Origin of the sequence: Pseudoclavibacter endophyticus, from assembly GCF_008831085.1 — a bacterium.
GTDB lineage: Bacteria > Actinomycetota > Actinomycetes > Actinomycetales > Microbacteriaceae > Pseudoclavibacter > Pseudoclavibacter endophyticus.
Genome location: NZ_WBJY01000002.1, coordinates 409,424 through 427,599, shown reverse-complemented (window position 1 = coordinate 427,599; position 18,176 = coordinate 409,424). Strand labels below are relative to the sequence as shown.

At 66.8% G+C, this 18,176-nt stretch carries 17 protein-coding genes; 5 read left to right on the top strand and 12 right to left on the bottom strand.

Annotated elements, in window-relative coordinates; all coding sequences use genetic code 11:
• Positions 1-72: 72 nt before the first annotated feature.
• The 3 genes from F8O04_RS11620 to F8O04_RS11610 all read left to right on the top strand — a co-directional run bounded on the left by F8O04_RS11620 (position 73) and on the right by F8O04_RS11610 (position 1,666).
• Positions 73-810, top strand: coding sequence for a GAF and ANTAR domain-containing protein (locus tag F8O04_RS11620; protein ID WP_158029534.1), 738 nt, complete (start codon positions 73-75; stop codon positions 808-810).
• Between the two features lie 107 nt (positions 811-917).
• Positions 918-1,379: a DUF4383 domain-containing protein gene (locus F8O04_RS11615; RefSeq protein ID WP_158029533.1), complete on the top strand. Its 462-nt coding sequence runs from the start codon at positions 918-920 to the stop codon at positions 1,377-1,379.
• Complete coding sequence (locus F8O04_RS11610; RefSeq protein ID WP_158029532.1) at positions 1,376-1,666, top strand: hypothetical protein; 291 nt, start codon at positions 1,376-1,378, stop codon at positions 1,664-1,666. Before F8O04_RS11615 ends, F8O04_RS11610 begins: the two co-directional genes overlap by 4 nt.
• A gap of 147 nt (positions 1,667-1,813) precedes the next feature.
• Here the strand turns inward: F8O04_RS11610 and F8O04_RS11605 are convergent, their stop codons facing one another.
• The 5 genes from F8O04_RS11605 to lysS form a co-directional block, all read right to left on the bottom strand.
• Entirely contained in the window at positions 1,814-4,360 is a 2,547-nt protein-coding gene (locus tag F8O04_RS11605; RefSeq protein WP_158029531.1) for an ATP-dependent Clp protease ATP-binding subunit, read from the bottom strand.
• Positions 4,361-4,531: 171 nt separating this feature from the next.
• The gene (locus F8O04_RS11600) at positions 4,532-6,019 is read right to left on the bottom strand and encodes an FAD-dependent oxidoreductase (protein ID WP_158029530.1); all 1,488 of its coding nucleotides are present in this window, start codon (positions 6,017-6,019) and stop codon (positions 4,532-4,534) included.
• A gap of 74 nt (positions 6,020-6,093) precedes the next feature.
• On the bottom strand, positions 6,094-7,197 hold the full coding sequence (locus tag F8O04_RS11595; protein WP_158029529.1) for a hypothetical protein: 1,104 nt from the start codon (positions 7,195-7,197) through the stop codon (positions 6,094-6,096).
• Between the two features lie 106 nt (positions 7,198-7,303).
• Positions 7,304-7,501, bottom strand: a complete 198-nt coding sequence (locus tag F8O04_RS11590) for a hypothetical protein (protein ID WP_158029528.1) — start codon at positions 7,499-7,501, stop codon at positions 7,304-7,306.
• Positions 7,502-7,559: 58 nt separating this feature from the next.
• Positions 7,560-9,104 (bottom strand): lysine--tRNA ligase, encoded by a 1,545-nt coding sequence (lysS, locus tag F8O04_RS11585; RefSeq protein WP_158029527.1) that lies wholly within the window; start codon positions 9,102-9,104, stop codon positions 7,560-7,562.
• Here lysS and F8O04_RS14865 point away from each other — a divergent pair.
• Positions 9,103-9,333, top strand: a complete 231-nt coding sequence (locus F8O04_RS14865) for a hypothetical protein (protein ID WP_188726481.1) — start codon at positions 9,103-9,105, stop codon at positions 9,331-9,333. The two genes, lysS and F8O04_RS14865, sit on opposite strands and share 2 nt — an antisense overlap.
• On the opposite strand, the gene F8O04_RS15300 is transcribed toward F8O04_RS14865, so the two are convergent.
• Entirely contained in the window at positions 9,279-9,839 is a 561-nt protein-coding gene (locus F8O04_RS15300; protein WP_158029526.1) for a nuclear transport factor 2 family protein, read from the bottom strand. The two genes, F8O04_RS14865 and F8O04_RS15300, sit on opposite strands and share 55 nt — an antisense overlap.
• A 362-nt stretch (positions 9,840-10,201) precedes the next feature.
• Here F8O04_RS15300 and F8O04_RS11575 point away from each other — a divergent pair, with 362 nt between their 5' ends.
• The gene (locus F8O04_RS11575; protein ID WP_188726421.1) at positions 10,202-11,707 is read left to right on the top strand and encodes an ABC transporter substrate-binding protein; all 1,506 of its coding nucleotides are present in this window, start codon (positions 10,202-10,204) and stop codon (positions 11,705-11,707) included.
• An 89-nt stretch (positions 11,708-11,796) separates the two neighbouring features.
• Here F8O04_RS11575 and F8O04_RS11570 read toward each other — a convergent pair whose 3' ends face one another.
• From F8O04_RS11570 to F8O04_RS11545, 6 genes are all read right to left on the bottom strand, one after another.
• Positions 11,797-12,369 (bottom strand): carboxymuconolactone decarboxylase family protein, encoded by a 573-nt coding sequence (locus tag F8O04_RS11570; RefSeq protein ID WP_158029524.1) that lies wholly within the window; start codon positions 12,367-12,369, stop codon positions 11,797-11,799.
• Positions 12,366-13,184: an ABC transporter ATP-binding protein gene (locus F8O04_RS11565; RefSeq protein ID WP_158029523.1), complete on the bottom strand. Its 819-nt coding sequence runs from the start codon at positions 13,182-13,184 to the stop codon at positions 12,366-12,368. Before F8O04_RS11565 ends, F8O04_RS11570 begins: the two co-directional genes overlap by 4 nt.
• On the bottom strand, positions 13,174-14,127 hold the full coding sequence (locus tag F8O04_RS11560) for an ABC transporter ATP-binding protein (RefSeq protein ID WP_158029522.1): 954 nt from the start codon (positions 14,125-14,127) through the stop codon (positions 13,174-13,176). Before F8O04_RS11560 ends, F8O04_RS11565 begins: the two co-directional genes overlap by 11 nt.
• The gene (locus F8O04_RS11555; protein ID WP_188726420.1) at positions 14,124-14,978 is read right to left on the bottom strand and encodes an ABC transporter permease; all 855 of its coding nucleotides are present in this window, start codon (positions 14,976-14,978) and stop codon (positions 14,124-14,126) included. Before F8O04_RS11555 ends, F8O04_RS11560 begins: the two co-directional genes overlap by 4 nt.
• Positions 14,979-15,085: 107 nt before the next feature.
• A complete protein-coding gene (locus tag F8O04_RS11550) occupies positions 15,086-16,096 on the bottom strand; it encodes an ABC transporter permease (protein WP_188726419.1) in 1,011 nt (336 codons plus the stop codon).
• On the bottom strand, positions 16,093-17,991 hold the full coding sequence (locus F8O04_RS11545; RefSeq protein WP_188726418.1) for a nuclear transport factor 2 family protein: 1,899 nt from the start codon (positions 17,989-17,991) through the stop codon (positions 16,093-16,095). Before F8O04_RS11545 ends, F8O04_RS11550 begins: the two co-directional genes overlap by 4 nt.
• Between the last annotated feature and the right edge of the window lie 185 nt (positions 17,992-18,176).

The window sequence follows — 18,176 nt, the reverse complement described above, 5'->3', positions numbered from 1 at the left end:
GGCGTTGCTGGCACCACGTGGAGTTAGCTCGATCGGAACCACGGCGATCGACCTCCAACCTTCGGATACACCATGCCAACATCACTCTCCGCCGCTACCGCCGAGATTCGCATCGAAGACCTCCTGCTGAACAGCGTCGACATCACCGAGTTCCTCGATTCCTTCACGGGCATCTTGGCCGACCGGCTCTCCGACGGGGGTGACCGGGTCTGGTGCGCCGTGAGCCTGTTGCGCGACAAGCGGGCCGCCACCGTCGCGTCGTCCGGGCCTCAAGCCGAGGCACTCGACGAGACGCAGGTCAGCTTCGACGATGGGCCGTGCTTGACGGCGATCCGTCAGCACGAGGTCACCGTGGTGAGCGAGGCGCGCGACGATGGCCGCTGGGCGCCGTACCTCGCCGTTGCGGCCGAGCAAGGCGTGCGATCCGTGCTCGGCGTGCCGTTTGAGCTTCGCGGCGAGGCAGCAGCGGCACTCAACGTCTATTCCAACACGCCGCACTGCTTCGACGATGTCGAGAGGGTCGCTCGCATCTGCTCCGAGGTGCTGCAGGCCTCGAACGCCCTGCTGCTCGGCGTGCGGCTGTGGCGGCAGAGCGAACTCGCCGCCGACCTCCACGCTGCCATGGCCTCGCGCACCACGATCGACCTCGCCGTCGGCATCATCATGGCGCAGAACCGCTGCGGTCAGGCGCGGGCGCTCGAGATCCTCAAAAACGCCTCGAGCCACCGCAACCTCAAGCTGCACGACCTGGCCGGGGAACTGGTCGAGAGCATCGGACGGGAAACGGTGGAGACCCACTTCGACCACTGAGTTGGTCGATCGCCCAATATCCACTTGTCTTCATGCGGATGCGCACATAGACTCTCCGCACGGTTGAGCAATGGCCGCAACACGTCGTTGTGTGTAAAGGCCCGGTCATGAAGCACAAGCTCTCTCCAGCTCTCCAAGTTCGCACGCGCGGATCGGTGTGCTACGTCGCGCTCGTGACGGGCATCGTTTTCGGCATCCTGGGCGTCGCCGGGTTCATCCCCGTGCTGACCGCCGATCTCCGCGGCTCAGGCGGGCAATCCGAGGCGGTGCTCTCAGAGACGCTGCGCATCTCGGTGATCAACTCGGTCGTCTACCTCGTGTACGGCCTCGCCGGGGTCATGGCGGCGATTTCCAGCTTTGTGGCGACCCTGTTCCTGTTGGGCGGCGGGGTGGTGCTCTGGCTCTACGCCCTTGCGGTGCCGCACCAGTCGATCGCGAGCGTCGTGCCGCTCGATCGCGGCGACGAGCTGCTGCAGCTCGTGCTCGGCACGACGATGGTCTGCGTGGCCTTCGTGCTGCAGCTCGTGGGCCGCGGTGAAGGTGGCAGGCGTCGAGGAGTCTCGTCGTGAGCCGAGCGGCCGCCGCCAGCATTCCCGAACCGGTCGGGCCGGTTGCCGCCCCGCCGGCACGACCCGTGAGCGTCGTGCCGAGCACGACGGTCGGCCTGCCGGACGGCGCGCTCCGCATCCTCCACGCCGCCCTGGTGCTTGAAGAGGCGCGGCTGCACGTGCGCTACGGCAGCAGGCACCGCCTCACCTCCGGTGGCATGCTCGCGCAGGAGTGGGATCGCCTCCGCCAGGAGGTCGTCGACATCGAACGCGAACTGGCTCGCCGCGGGCTGCACCCCACACCGTAGGGCACCGAACGCCGCCGAATGCGGCGTTCAGGTGCGTGACGCGAAAAGGGCCTCCGGATGCTCCGTGAAGACAGTGCGTCTTCAGGGAGCCCGGAGGCCCTTTCTGAACGGGACCCGACGGTAGCGCCGCGTCCGCTGGTGTGACGGCTAGTTGGTGTCGGCCGTCGAGGCGAGACCGTCGGCGATGCCATCCGAGCTGGTGCGGACCCCGTTCGTCGCCAGCTGGTTGGGCGAGGGGAGCCGATCGTCGGTCGAGGTCACGTCGAACGTGAACTCGGTGCCGTCGTACGACACCTTGACGTGGTCGCCCCCGTGCAGCTCGGCCCGCAGGATCTTCTCCGAGAGCTGGTCTTCGACCTCGTGCTGCATGGCCCGGCGCAGCGGGCGAGCGCCGAGCGCGGGGTCGTAGCCCACCTTGATGAGCTGTCGCTTGGCGGCGTCGTCGAGCTCGACCGTCATGTCGCGGTCGAGCATGCGCTCGGCCAGGCGCTTGACGAACAGGTCGACCACCTGCAGCAGCTCGTTCGGCGAGAGCTGCGGGAACACGATGGTGTCGTCGACGCGGTTGAGGAACTCGGGCTTGAAGTGCTTCTTGAGCTCTTCGTTGACCTTGCCCTTCATGCGGTCGTACGAGGTGGTCGTGTCGCCTTCGGCCTGGAAGCCGACCGGGCCTCCCGTGATGTCCTTCGTGCCAAGGTTGGTCGTCATGATGATGACCGTGTTCTTGAAGTCGATGACGCGGCCCTGGCCGTCGGTGAGACGGCCCTCTTCAAGCACCTGCAGGAGCGAGTTGAAGATGTCGGGGTGAGCCTTCTCGATCTCGTCGAACAGCACAACCGAGAACGGCTTGCGGCGCACCTTCTCGGTCAGCTGACCGCCCTCTTCGAAGCCGACGAACCCGGGAGGCGCGCCGAACAGCCGCGAGACAGTGTGCTTCTCGCCGAACTCCGACATGTCGAGCGAGATGAGCGCCGACTCGTCGTCGAAGAGGAACTCGGCGAGGGCCTTGGCGAGCTCGGTCTTTCCGACACCGGTGGGGCCGGCGAAGATGAACGAGCCGGAGGGGCGGTTCGGGTCTTTCAGGCCCGCGCGCGTGCGGCGGATGGTACGCGACAGCGCGGCGATCGCGTCGTCCTGGCCGATGACGCGCTGGTGCAGCGCGTCTTCCATGAAGACGAGACGTGCCGTCTCTTCCTCGGTCAGCTTGAAGACGGGGATGCCGGTCGCCTGAGAGAGCACCTCGGCGATGAGCCCCGAGTCGACGGTGCCGGTCGCCTTGACGTCGCCCGACTTCCACTGCTTCTCGAGCCGAAGGCGCTCACCGAGCAGGCGCTTCTCGTCGTCGCGCAGTGACGCGGCCTTCTCGAAGTCCTGCACCTCGATCGCCGCCTCCTTCTCGGAGCGCACGGTCGAGATCTTCTCGTCGAGCTCGCGCAGCTCCGGCGGCGACGACAGCACCGAGAGGCGCAGGCGAGCGCCGGCCTCGTCGAGCAGGTCGATGGCCTTGTCCGGCAGGAAACGGTCGCTCACGTAGCGGTCGGCGAGGTTCGCCGCGGCGACGATCGCGTCGTCGGTGATGGAGACCTTGTGGAAGGCCTCGTACTTGTCGCGCAGCCCCTTCAGGATGTTGATGGTGTGCGCGATCGACGGCTCCTCGACCTGGATGGGCTGGAAGCGGCGCTCGAGGGCCGCGTCCTTCTCGAAGTGCTTCTTGTACTCGTCGAGGGTCGTGGCGCCGATCGTCTGCAGTTCGCCGCGGGCCAGCAGCGGCTTGAGGATCGAGGCGGCGTCGATCGCGCCCTCGGCGGCGCCGGCACCGACGAGCGTGTGGATCTCATCGATGAACACGATGATGTCGCCGCGCGTGCGGATTTCCTTCGTGACCTTCTTGAGGCGTTCTTCGAAGTCACCGCGGTAGCGCGAGCCGGCGATGAGGGAGCCGAGGTCGAGCGAGTAGACCTGCTTCTCCTTGAGCGTCTCGGGAACCATGCCGGCGACGATCGCCTGCGCGAGGCCTTCGACGACCGCGGTCTTGCCGACACCGGGCTCGCCGATCAGCACTGGGTTGTTCTTCGAGCGGCGCGACAGGATCTGCATGACGCGCTCGATCTGCTTCTCGCGGCCGATCACGGGGTCGAGCTTGCCCTCGCGGGCGGCCTGCGTGAGGTTGCGACCGAACTGGTCGAGCACGGCCGACCCCTGGTTCGGGGAGGAGCTCGCCTGCTCGCCCGCGCCAGCGGCGACCTGCTCCTTGCCCTGGAACCCGCTGAGCAGCTGCAGCACCTGCTGGCGCACGCGGTTGAGGTCTGCGCCGAGCTTGACGAGCACCTGCGCTGCGACGCCCTCGCCCTCGCGGATCAGGCCGAGCAGGATGTGCTCGGTACCGATGTAGTTGTGGCCGAGCTGCAGCGCTTCGCGCAGCGACAGCTCGAGCACCTTCTTGGCGCGCGGCGTGAAGGGGATGTGCCCCGTCGGCCGCTGCTGCCCCTGCCCGATGATGTCTTGCACGTGCTCGCGCACGGCGTCGAGCGAGATGTCGAGCGACTCGAGTGCCTTCGCCGCGACGCCCTCGCCCTCGTGGATGAGGCCGAGGAGGATGTGCTCGGTGCCGATGTAGTTGTGATTGAGCATCTTCGCCTCTTCTTGGGCGAGGACGATCACTCGACGCGCACGGTCTGTGAAGCGTTCAAACATCACCTTCTCCTTTCGCTCGGCGATGGCGTCACGAGAGAGTCCGGCGACGCGATGGTTCGAGAGTAATCGGGGCACCGACGTCGTGGTCACCTGTTCGCCGTGGGCGTGACCTCCCCTGACGCCCGCGGAGCGAGCGACGGCCGCGCGTGAGCCGGGCGGGCGCCGCCGCTGTCAGCCGGCCGCGGCCGTCTCCGTCTCGTGCAGGAACGCACCCTGGTCTCGTAGGGCGGCACGCACATCCGCGACGTCGACGTCGCGCGGTCGAGCGCCGGTCGAGACCGCGATGGCGGCGGCGGCACCGGCGGCGTGGCCCGTCATCCAGCACTGGGGGATCTCGCGCATGAACGCCTGAGTCGGCGCGTCACTCGCGACGTGGCGCCCGCCGACGAGCAGCCCGTCGAGGCGCTCCGGCACGAGCGCGCCGTATGGCACCGAGATCGTCGCGTACTTCTGCGACGGCGATGGCGACACCCCCACCTCGTCGGCATGGCGCGCGCCCGCACGCCATTCGGCGGTGTCGAGCGGATGCTCCCCCGCGAGCCTGCGGGTCATCCGCACTCCGATCTCGGGGGCCGCGAGCATGATCCAGGCGTTCTCGAATCCCGGTGCATGGCTGCGGAAGAAGTCGAGGTGATCGACCATCCGGCGGCGGGATTCGAGCTCGACGACGCTGAGATCTTCGACGTCGATGCCGCTGTAGCCCGCGAGCCTCGGGCCCATGAACACGACGACGTCATCGCGCCAGCCGACGTGCGGGGTATCGACGAAGCCGAGCTGCTCGCGCCCCTTCGCCATAAGCTCGCGGTGCCCGGCGACGTCGTTCGTCTTGAAATCTATCCACCGCCGCATGTCGACGCCCGCCCACGTGAAGGCGTTGTTGACGCAGTGCTGCACGTTGCCGCCCGTCCCGTCCTTCTTGGCGTCGGTGACGAAGGCGCCGCCCGCCTGCGCGACGACGTCGAGGTCGCCGGTCGTGTCGACGACGACCTTCGCCAGGATCGCGCGCCTGCCCTGCTTGCTCTCGAACACGGCGCCGCGAACGTCGTCGCCGTCGGTGATGGCGCTCACGACCCAGGAGTGCAGCAGCACGCGTGCCCCGGCCTCGATGAGGGACTCGTGCGAGACGATCTTCAGCCATTCCGGGTCGATCATGGGCGAGCGGGTGACGGTATCGCGGAACACGGAGAGGCGGTGCCGCCAGCGCTCGACGTGCACGGGGTCGGTCGATCCCCACAGCTCGGGGCCGGGTCCGGCCAGCGCGCCCTCGGGGAGCCGGTCGAGCAGCTCGGCGCCGATTCCGGCGATGACGGGTGTGCCGTTCCAGTCCGTCATGCGGTCGATCCAGATCACGAGGCCGCCCGTCGAGAGCCCGCCGAGTGCGCCGTAGCGCTCGACGAGCGTGACCCGCTGTCCGAGCCTGCGCGCCGCGAGGGCGGCCGCGGTTCCGGCCGGTCCGCCGCCGACGACGAGCACGTCGGTCTCTTCGTGCACGGGGATCTCGCGGGCCGGCTCGGTGATCGTGAGCGGCGAGCCCGCCTCGCCGCTCGGCACCCGGCGCGCGGTCGGCGACGGCCGGTCGGCGATGCCCCCGGCGGTGAACAGGCTCGCGTTCGTCGCGAAATATGAGTCTGGGTCGCCGTCACGGTCGAGCTCGTCCATGGCCCATGACTATCGGCGCGGCAGTGCGGGGGGCAACGCCCCTTTCGGTGCGTGAAATGGCGGCGCGAACCGGTCTATGCCGCGACGCACGCTCCCGGCTGGCGCATCGCAGCCTGCGCGACAACGTCGGACTCGAGCTCCTGGCTCAGCAGCGGCCAGTCGTCGTCGCCCGAGAAGTCGCATCCGTTGCCCGTGACCAGAAGCTGGAAGTTGCCGGCGTCGACGAGGGCGTTGGACAGCAGCGACACCTCGTAGTCGGCGTTCATGTTCGCCAGCGTCGCCACGAGCTCCTGCATCGACGGCCAGATCTCGGTCTCGCGCAGGTCGTCTTCGATCGTCTCGGTCGTCGATTCCTCGAGGTCGCCGTCGAAGGCGGTGAGCTTCACCGAGAGCCGCGGCCACTCATCCGGCTGCTCGATGCGCAGCGCCAGGGTTGCGGTGTCGTTGAGGTTGTCCGTCGCCGACAGGAGCGAGGCGGCCAGCGCCATGTCTTCTGCTTCGGGGAGCCCCGGTGAGGCGTACTCCGCCTTCAGGGCCCCATCCGGCGACACGAAGTGCCACTCGCCGACCGAGGCGCCCGGGTCTTGGATGCCCCTGATCGACGCGATCGTGGCGGCCGTTTCCTCGGCGTCGTCGTTCGGGAGCGTGATACCGACATAGCGTCCGGTCGGCGTGTTCATCAGCGCCGGCCCGCCGCCCGTGTGGTCGGGGTCGGGCGCGGCCGTCGACGGCAGCGGCTGCGTGTAGGTGCGGACGTTGACCGCGACCGCCCCCGCGTCGACCAGCTCGGCCCAGTAGTCCGCCTGAGCGCGAAGGCCGTCCACGCTCGGCAGCGCGAAGTACGAGTAGACGGATGCTCCGAGGCGCAGGTCGATCTGGCCCGGGTAGACGCCGTCCGGCAGCTCGATGGTGCGCAGGTCGTTCGCCCGCGCGGCGGCCTCCTGCACTTGTTCGGGGGTCACGTCCTCCTCAAGGTGTACCGACAGCGACACCTGCGTGCCGTTCTGGCCGGCCGTGAGGATCGCGTCGCTGACGCCTGCCAGCTCTTCGATCGATGTCTCGAGCCCGCCCACCACAGCTTCAGCGGTCTCCGGCAGCGACGACCCCTCATCGGACGAGCATCCAGACGCACCGACAAGGAGCAGCGCCGTGCAAAGCACGGGGGCGACTCGTCGCATGGGCGATGCATCCTCTCGCGTCGGTAGTGACCGGGCCTAGGCCCCGCCACAGTACGGCGCGCTGCGTGGAGAAACCCTGGACACGTGCGCCGCGATGGCTGCAGGGTTAGCTCGGCGACGAATCGACCGTGGGGCTGCCCTCGCCGGCAAGCCCGAGCCGCTCGCGCTCCTCGCGCTCGATCTTCGCGTGCGTGCGCCGCTCCGTGCGGTCGGCGTTGATGGTGTACCGGAGGATCACCCAGAAGAGTCCGCCAATGAGGATGGTGGGGGTCACCGACCAGATCGCGTTGGCGAGAAAATCCATGGGGACGATTCTATCCCCGTTCCCCGAGAAGGGCCGCCAGGACGGTCACGAGGGGCCCCTACTTCACGAGCGGGAACAGCACCGTCTCGCGGATGCCGAGGCCGGTCAACGCCATGAGGAGGCGGTCGATTCCCATGCCCATGCCGCCCGACGGCGGCATCGCGTGCTCCATGGCGGCGAGGAATGCCTCATCGAGGCGCATTGCCTCGTCGTCGCCGCGGGCGGCGAGCGCCGCCTGCTCGACGAACCGGGCGCGCTGGTCGACGGGGTCGATGAGCTCGGAGTAGCCCGTCGCCAGCTCGAATCCGCGCACGTAGAGGTCCCACTTCTCGACGACGCCGGGGAGCGTGCGGTGGGCGGCCGTGAGCGGCGAGGTGTCGACGGGGAAGTCGACGACGAACGTGGGGCGCTCGAGCCCGCCCTTGACGAAGTGCTCCCAGAGTTCCTCGACGAGCTTGCCGTGCGTCGCGGTCTTCGGCGGCACCTCGACGCCGACCCTTTCGGCCAGGGCCTGCAGGTCGGAGACCGGCGTCTCAGGCGTGATCTCGACGCCGGCGGCCTCGGAGAGCGAGGGGTACATCGGTACGCGCGGCCATTCGCCGCCGAGGTCGAACTCGGTGCCATCGGCCCAGGTGACGACGTGCGAGCCGGCGACGGCGAGTGCGGCGTTCTGCACGAGCTCCTGCGTCAGGTCGGCGATCGAGGTGTAGTCGCCGTAGGCCTGGTACGCCTCGAGCATCGCGAACTCGGGCGAGTGCGTCGAGTCGGCGCCCTCGTTGCGGAAGTTGCGGTTGATCTCGAAGACCCGCTCGAGCCCGCCGACGACGGCGCGCTTGAGGTAGAGCTCGGGAGCGATGCGCAAGAACAGCTCGGTGTCGAACGCGTTCGAGTGGGTCACGAAGGGTCGGGCCGCCGCGCCGCCGTGCATGGTCTGCAGCATTGGCGTCTCGACCTCGAGGAAGTCGTGCGACGCGAACGTCTCGCGCAGCGACGCGTTGGTCTTCGCGCGCGTGACGACGACCTCGCGGGCGAGAGGGCGCTGGATCAGGTCGAGGTAGCGCGCCCGCACCCGCGTCTCCTCGTTGAGCTCGGCGTGCATGTTCGGCAGCGGTCGCAGCGCCTTTGAAGCCATGCGCCACTCGGTCGCCATGATCGACAGCTCGCCCCGCCGCGATGAGATGACCTCGCCGCGGGCGAAGACGTGGTCGCCGAGGTCGACGAGCTCTTTCCACGCGTCGAGCTGTTCCTGACCGACGTTGGCGAGCGACACCATCACTTGAATGCGGTCGCCGGAGCCCGACTGGAGGGCGGCGAAGCAGAGCTTGCCCGTGTTGCGGAGGTGGACGATGCGGCCGGCGACGCCCGCGACCACGCCGGTCTGGGCGTCGGCCTCGAGGTCGGGGTACGAGGTGCGGATCTCACGGATGCTGTGGGTGATCGGCAGCGTGAGCGGGTAGGGAGCGTGGCCGCGGGCGAGCAGCTTCTCGCGCTTCTCGAGACGCACCTGCTGCTGCTCGGAGAGCTCGGCGCCGCCGATCAGCTCACCGTCGGCCTGGCCGACCTGCGTGGTGGGCGCGGTCTCGTTCTGCGGCTCGTTGGCCATGCTGCTCCTCGCGACGTTCGTGTTCGGTGCTCGCTCCGGCCCCTCGCGTGCCGAGGGGCCGCCGGATCCGACGGCGCCCATTCTCCCCTACGCGCGCGGCGGGGGTTCTCGCACGCTCGTCGCGGGCCGCTCGCCCGCCGCGCGGGACCACGAATTCCGCGCCGGCGACCGCATTTACGAAGCTGCCGGCTCGTCATCGCGACTCGGCGACACGAGCGGCCTGTCATAGGAAGGGTCCCGCCTGCTCCTGCGCGCCCAGAGGAGGTGATGCGCTCGTTCGCGTTCATCGAGTTGCGACGCGTATTCGACGATGACGACGCGTCGAGCGATGCGCCACTCGTCGTCTCGGCGTTCGAAGCGATCGACATACCGACCTCCACTGAGGCCGAGTGGCGGCAGTTCGGTGGGCGCATCTGGCGTGATGCCGACCACGAGCTGATAGTACGTCTCAACGTGGGCAGTGTCCCCCTCGATGTCGAACGACATGTTGTGCAAGAGGTGTTGGCTGAATGATCGGTGGGCGTCTCGCCGTTCCCAGTCGTTGATGAGTGCCTCGGCTGCCGGGTGGTACTCGACCGAGCCACCATGATGATCCGTTGCATCGGGGTGAAAAGCGGATCGAAGAAGATCGAGATCCTTGCGGTCGAGCCCGCGCGCGTATCGGTGGAGGCAGTCTCGGATCTCCTGCCGATCGACGAGTTGTTGCAACGTGGCGGCTATGTGTTGTTGACCCATGTCATTTCGCTTCCGAACGGGAACCGCGCTTCGGAACTTGGCAAGCGGCGCTCCGCCGGTCGCGCGCTTCCGACGCGGTTCATTGCTTGAACATTGGAAGCACAATACGTCACCTCAGGGAACCAAACTCCTGAAATACCCCTAGACGGGCCACTAGACGCATCGTAACCTGAACATAGCAGCCGTCATGTGAACGATTGATGCACTCACCCTCCCGCCGTGAGCTCCGTGCCATCTCCGACCAAGCGCACGTGTCGGCCGCTACAGAGAGAGGAGAGACCATCGTGAGACGACCACATTGGGGTGGTGTCGCCGGGGCGGTCTTCATAGTCACGCTAGGGATGTCAGGGTGCGCCACCAACGTGGGTGACGCGGAAGCCCCGATCGACTTCATCTACGCGATCGATGACGACCCCCGTGGCATGAACGCACAGTTCGTCGGCGCCCCCATGACGGCCATGTTCAGTGCACAGATGCTCGAGCCGCTGATCTTCCAGTCGACCGACTTTGCGTTTTCGCCCGCACTCGCCGAGAGCTGGGAGCTGAGCGACGACGCGCTGACCCTGTCATTCCAGCTGCGCGAAGGAGTGACGTGGCACGACGGAACACCGTTCACCGCGGATGACGTGAAGTTCAATTTCGACGAGATCGTGCCGCTCTCGTCGTTCGGGGCAGAGATCGGTGAACGCCTCGAGTCCGTCGAGGTCACCAGCGAAACGACCGTGGTCATCCACATGAGCGAACCGTATGGGCCGATCCTGCAAACCGTTGCGGCGCAGTTCATGGTGCCGAAGCACGTCTACGAGGGCACGGACTACGTCACGAACCCGGCGAACATGGCACCGATCGGAACCGGTCCGCTGATGTTCGACTCGTACGACTCCGGCGAGCAGATCGTGCTCCTGAGAAACCCTGACTATTGGGGAGGTGACGTCTCGGTCGATCGGGTGATCTTCCCGATCATGGGCGACGCGACCAGTCGCACTGAGGCGCTCTTCGCTGGTGAGGTCGACCAGGCGGTCATCGGAATTGCACACCAGCCTCGGGTCCAAGAGGACCCCGATTTCGCGCTGCTCGAGACCTTCGGGTACCCGCAGGACATCGCCATGATGTTCAACGGCAAGAGTCCGGAGCTCGAAGACCCGGCCGTGCGCCAGGCCGTCTTCTCTGCCATAGACCGCCAGGAGATCGCTGAAACCGTGCTGCACGGCCTCGGCCAACCCGCCAACGGGTTCTTCCCCGAAGCCCTCGACTGGGCGGTCAGCCCGAACGTCGACTTCTCGGAGGACTTCCCCCGCGATGTCGACGCGATCAATGCCGCGCTCGACGCGGCCGGAGCAACGACGGGCCCAGATGGTTCGCGATTCGCGCTCGACCTTCGCTACACGTCCGAGCGCACTGACACCGCTGCGATGGCCGAACTCGCCCGGTCGATGCTGGCTGACGTCGGCATCACGGTCAATCTGGTGGGCTCCTCAGCTACCGTCTTCACGGAGAGCGTGTATACGACAAGTGATTTCGACATCGCGTTCCTGCCGGCGACCGTCGGTTCGGACCCGAGTGTTGGCATTACTCGCTGGTACACGTGCAACAGCGAGAAGCAGGCATCCGCCAACCCATCACAGATCTGCGACGAGCAGATCGACGCGGCCGCCGAGACCGCCCTGACGATGACTGGTCAGGACGAGCGCGGCGCAGCATTCATCGATCTTCAGGACCGCGCGGAGGAACTGATGATTTACGCGCCCCTGGTTTGGTTCAACGGGCAGTTCCCCGTAGCCAACACGAGCAGGTGGCAGGGCCTCGAAGACGGATCCGTCATGTCGAACAGACTCCCATGGGAGACGATGACGCGCGCCCGCGGGTGACGCAAGCGAACGAACGGCCGGTGCTCCCCCGCGGGGCGCACCGGCCGTTTCCGCACTCGCACCTCGATGCGGAGCGCCGTTTTCGAGACTTAGCTGTCGGGGGCCTGCACGTCGAAGACGGAAAGCTGGGTCGCGATCATGTCGTAGTACCCGACGAGCGACACCAGTTCGAACAGTGCCCGCTCACCCAGCACGCCGACGGCATCGGCGTATTCGGTGTCGTCGAGCGTCTTGCGGTCGAGGATGGCCACCGTGACGTCGAACGTCGCACGCTCCTCCTCCGACTCGAACTGCGGCGGAACGCGGTCGCTGAGCGCTTCGATTTCCTCATTTGACAGGCCGGCGGCCAGGCCGGCCTTCCGGTGCGCATAGAGCTCGAAGGCGCTGTCTCGGAAGAACGCGTGCAGCAGCAGGGCGATCTCGCGGCACCGGTCGGAAAGGGTGAGCTCGAATCGCATGGCGCCGCCCGCCTGCTCGAAGATCCGGGCCAGGGGAGGGCTGAGTAGCCACGCGTTCGGCGGGCCGATGAGCCCGCCGTCCGGGTGCACGAGTGAAAAGGCGCTGGCCGGGGTGACACGCTTGCCGCCCGTGAACTTCTCGGAGATGTCGCGCTGCTCGTCGGTCATCTCGTCGGGCATCAGCCTCGGCAGGCGTTTGCTCATGAGTGCTTCTTCCTTTCCTCGCTCCGTCTGGCGGTCGCGCGTTCGAGTGACGGGGCCGCTGCCAGAAGCGTCTGCGTGTATGGATGCGTCGGTTGAGTGAAGATTTCGGTCTTCGTGTTGTGCTCGACGATCTCGCCGTCCTTCATCACGTAGACGTAGTCGGCGACCTTCTTCACGACGGGCAGGTCGTGGGTGATGAACACGTAGCCGACACCCAGGCGTTCTTTCAGATCCGCCATGATCGCGAGCACGCCCGCCTTGACCGACGCATCGAGGGCGGAGACTGCCTCGTCGGCCACGATCACCCGGGGGTTCAAAGAGAGGGCACGAGCGATGAGTACTCGCTGCCGCTGGCCTCCCGAGAGCTCATGGGGATAGCGATCCATGAACGCCTCGGGCGGAGTCATCCCTACGAGGTCGAGCACTTCGACGGCCTTCTGACGAATCTCTTGCCGCCCGCGCGCCATCCGGTGCAGTCGAATGACTTCGCCGATCGCTTCGCCGACGCGCTTTCGCGGATTGAGCGACCCGGCGGGGTCCTGCAGAACGGCCTGGACCTTTCGCCGGTACCCGGTGTGCTCTGCGCCGGACATCCCCCGGATCGTCTTCCCGTCAAGCGTGACGTCTCCCTCGGAAGGCGAGATGAGGTCAAGCAGGATGCGCGCGAGCGTCGACTTTCCGGATCCGGACTCTCCCACGATCGCGACGAACGTTCCCGGGGTGGCGGTCACGCTGATGTCCTTCACCGCGTAGACCGGCGCAGCTCCGCGACGCCCTTTGAACACCTTCGTGATGTTGCTGGCTTCAAGAAGCATGCCCGTCCTCCAGGTCGGCGCCGGCGGATGGGATGCGATCCGCGAGCGCGAACTCCCGCCGAAGTGCCGGTGGGATCGAATAGAGCGTCGTGTCTTCGTCGGTCAGTGACCGCACACTGCGCAGAAGTGCTCTCGTGTAGGGATGCTTGGGATCGTGCAGGACGTGCTCCGTTGGTCCGTCCTCGACGATCCTCCCGCCGTACATGACGTAGACGCGGTCCGCCATCTCCGCGACGACTGCGAGATCGTGCGAGATGAGCAATAGCGACGTTCCGAGATCGGTGACGGTCTCATCGATCGTCCGCAGCACGCGTTGCTGCACGGTCGCATCGAGTGCCGTTGTGGGTTCATCGGCCAGAATGAGGGCAGGCGCTTTCGCGATGGCGATCGCGATGAGGACGCGCTGACGCATGCCGCCCGAAAGCTCGTGCGGGAACGCGGCCGCCACCTGCTCGGGGTTGTCCAGGCCTGCCAGGCGCAAGTAGCGAACGACCTCATCGCTTCGGTCGTGCTTGCGTGAGTGCCCGGGGCTGCTGGAGATGACGGACTCGGCCACCTGGCGCCCAACCCGCATCGTGGGGTTGAGGTAGGTCAGGGGGTCTTGGAAGATCATGCCCACGGTTTTGCGCCGCACTTGGTCCCACGCCTTGGGCGGTGCGCCGACCATCTCCGAGCCCGAGATCCGTATCGATCCCTCGACGCGCACGCGCGGTGACGTCGGGAGGAGGCCGGCGATGGCGCGGCCTGTCACCGACTTGCCCGATCCCGACTCGCCGACGAGCCCGACGCGCTCGCCGTTGCGAATCACCAGGTCGACGTCTCGGACCGCCTGCACGGATTCGCTGTCACCGGTCGGGAGTTCGACGCTAAGGCCCTTGACTTCGACGAGCGGCGCGTTCTCGGCGCCGACGAGCGCAGACTGGTCAGAGCGACTGCTGCTCATTTCACCCTTCCGATCGTCGGGTTGTAGGCGTCGTTCAAGGCGTCGCCGAGCATGTTGACCGCCAGGACGACCAGGAATATGCACGCGCCGGGGGCGACCGCGAGCCACCAGCCGTCGCGCATGTACGACTGCGCCGAGTTCAGGAGTGCACCCCACGAGGGGTTGTTGGCATCCCCGATGCCGAGGTAGGCGAGCCCCGACTCGATGAGGATTGCGCGCCCAACCGTCATGCTCGTCGCGACGAGCACGGGCGGCATGGCATTGGGGATGACGTCGGACCAGATGATCCGCGGGCCTTTGAAGCCGGCCGCGCGTGCCGATTCCACGTAGCCGAGTTGTGCGATGCGCATCGACTCGGCCCGCACGATTCGGGCGACGCCCGGCCACATCGTCAGGGCGAGAATGAGTACGAGCACGACCGGGTTGGCACCGAGCAGCGCGGCGGCGACCAGGGCGAGCACGATGCCGGGCAGGACCTGGAAAAACTCGGCGAGCTTGACCATGATGACGTCCATAGCCCCGCCCAGGTAGCCTGCGAGGCTTCCGATCAGGATCCCGATCGTCATGCAGAGCAGCGCGACGGCGAACCCGACGATCAGCGACACCCTGGCACCGTGGACGACGCGCGCAAGATAATCCCTGCCCAGGGAATCAGTTCCGAGCAAGTACTCACCGCCGGGCGGCTGGAGCCGTGGATGCTCGGTCGACACCGGGCTGCCGACGAGGAACGGGCCCACGACGGCAACCAGCACCATGAACGCGAGGAGGGTGCCGAAGACCCACACCGCCGGCTTCCGGAGGAAGATCGACCACGCGTTGCGCTGGGCGCGACGGACCTCGGTCGTCGCCACGGGTTCGGTCGTCGGAGCGCCTGCGCTCACATTCGATGCGTCCAGCGGAACGCCTGCGGTCGCCGCCTGAGGCGGGGCTGGACTGTCGGCTTTGTCTCGTTGCGCGGTCATAGCTGTACCTCCGCCGCCTCGGGCTTCAGCGTGCTCTGCTGCTTCGGCGAGAACCGTGCCCGCAGTCGCGGATCGACGAGTCCGTAGATGATGTCGGTAAAGATATTGATGAGGATGATCGCGATCGTCAGCACGATCACGACGCCGAGCACCACCATGTTGTTTTTGGCGTTGATCGCATCGATGAACAGCAGCCCCATGCCCGGCCATCCGAAGACCTGCTCGACCAGCACGGAGCCGGCCAGGACGAAGCCGAGACTGTACCCCGAGATCGTCACCATCGGCAGCAGAGCATTCGGCATCGCATGCTGCCAGAGCACCCGGCTCGACGAAAGTCCCTTCGATCTCGCAGTGTCGATGAAGTCCTGTCCGAGCGACTCGATCATCGATGACCTCATGATCCTCGTCTTATAGGCGAGCTCGGTGGTGGCCATGGTGATGATCGGCAGCACGGTGTACTCCCACGAGATCCCAGGCTGCCCGAATGGGCTCTTCCCCTGCGAGGGAAACCACCCGAGACCGATTGAGAACGTCAAGATCAGCAGAATGCCGAACCAGAAGTTCGGCAGCGAGAACAGGCCTACCGCGGTGCCCGAGATGCCTCCGTCCAACCACCGCTTGCGCGTGCGTGCGGCAATCGATCCGAGGACGATGCCCCCGATGGTGGACAAGACGAATGAGGGGATCGCAATCGCCAGGGTGTTCCCGGCCCGGCTCAGGATGAGGTCGAGGACGGGCTCGTTATTGGTGCCGAACGAGTAGCCGAGGTTGCCCGTGAGCACGTTGCCGAGATAGGAGACGTAGCGCTCCCAGACCGGGCGGTCGAGGCCGTACGCCGCGATAATCTGCTCGCGGAACTCTTGCGACAGCGGCACGTCGCCGACGAGGCTCTGCACCGCGTCTCCCGGCGCGATCTCGAGCAGGAAGAACAGCACCGTGATGACAGCGATGAAGAGGATGAATGACGAGATGAGCAGCTTGCCGTAGTGGAAGAATCTGGCTTTCACGGCAACTCCTTTCCGTCGACGGACGGACCGGTTGGGGGCAACTGGTAACCGTGGTGCAGCATGCTCGCGCTCGAATCGACCACGCTGGGCACACAGTCGGGCCAGTAGTTGACGGGGGTTCTTCCGCTTACGGGGTTGCGGTAGTTGAACCACATCGGGGCGATCTCTGGCCACGCGAGCACCGGCCCAGGTCCGCCGCGGAACCCGCGCATCCGTTCGCCGAGCTCATCCATCGCGATGTCGGGCGGATACAGCGAGAGGAGTTTGCTGGGGGGCTGGGGCTTCGCCTCGTCGACCTGCGCCGAGGCCCAGCCTCCCGACCACGACGGCGAGACGAAGTAGTACTCGTCGATGGTCACGCTCCAGAGGCGCCAGACTCCCCCGTCGAGAACGGCCTGGTCGTTCGCATAATTGCCGCTATGGATGCCGGTCCATTCCGGCAGCACGTCGGCCGCGGTGCGCATCTGGAACAGCCGTGCGCGAAGATTCGCTGATCTCCCGTCGTGCGACACCATGACGACGCTCTGCGGGCGCCAGTGCAGCACCGCCCGGGCACGCGGCACAGCAGGGTCTCGAGGAGCACCGTGCGAGGCCGTCGCAGCGCCGAGGATTCGTTCGGGCCCGAAATAGTAGCCGGCGAACGGGCTCTGCTTATGGCCGTTCGTCGCGAAAAGGGCGGCCATCTCGGGCCACTGGAAGTCGTCCAGGTAATACCCGTAGGCGGCCGAGAGGTTCTCGACCGCGTCGTAGGCACGCGACCGGGAGAGCTTGCGGTCGAGGTCGGCCAATTGCACGTCCTCGTGCTCCCGTTGCGCTCGTTCCTGGGCATTGGCGCTCCGGGGGGCCGGGTTCAGCACGGGGGGCGGCGCCGAGTTGCCCTCGAGGTCGATGCCGCCGGTCGCCCACCCGTCGGCGTACGTCGCCCGGAGAACTCGCGAGACCGTGACGTCGTGGATGCGCCACAGACCATCGTGTTTCACCATGCGGTTACGGAAGACCGAGAACTCCCAGTGCCCTTCACCCGATTCCGGGTCGGCGAGCAACGCCACCTCGAACCCGCGAACGTCTGCTTCCTCGCCGCCCGGCCGAACGTCCACGATCGCGCCGAAAATCATTCGGTCATTGAGTTCACCAGTTACTAGGCCAGCTGCGCCCATCTCATGCAGTGCTCTGTGGACACCCTCCTGGCCGGAGTATTCGGTCTGGCCGACTCGGATGCACGCCTCCTCCGCGAAGAGGTCGTGCACGTCAGCCCACATCTTGCGGTCGACGTAGTAGCCGAAGGCGTGCAGCAGATTGCGGACATCGTCCTCGTCGTTGAGTCGCGCGATGCGCGTGGCGAGGTGCCCCGCCTCGGCCTCGCCGAAGGAGTCGGCCGGTCTGGCGGGGCCAGCCGGGGCACCGACCTGCTCCGCGGTGAAGTGCGGCGGAACGATCGGCACGCCCGTCGGCGCGGTGTTCGTCCATCCGTCCACATAGTCGCCGTCGTAGAGCGGCACATAGCGAATCGACGAGATGCGCCACCCGGCTTCGGACCGGTGATACTCGTTCTCGTAGATGCCGGCGCAGATTTGCGCGACAGCGACGCCATCACCCAGGAAGCGCAGGCTGTGCCACCGACCCGAAGCGTGTTCGCCGCTGTCCGAGAGCGTGATGAGCGGCTGATCGATGACCTCGAAGTGCAGCGCGCCGCTCGCGCCACTCGCCCACGGCGCGACCTCGGCCTGGAGGAACGCGTCGATCTCGGCACGGCCGCTCCACCGCCGCGCCGCCCCCTCGACGGTGGCGTCGTCGCCGAAGAGCCCGGCCATGTCGCGGGTGTTTCCGAGCTGCCCCAGGTGGGCATACCGTCGCTGCAGGTCTTTCACCTCTCGGATCGACTCAACCCGCTGCACCGCGTGCGTCAGAGACTTGTCGACTGATGGCGTTGCGTTGATGGTGGCACCTCTCCTTCGAGTACGCCGACGGCTGATGCCCGGCCGAAGACCCGGCCGAGCACTAGCCACGTGCGCGTTTCACAGTGCGAAACGCGTGTTCACTTCACGTACACTACGGGGCCAGTGGATCGCGCGCAAGGGGC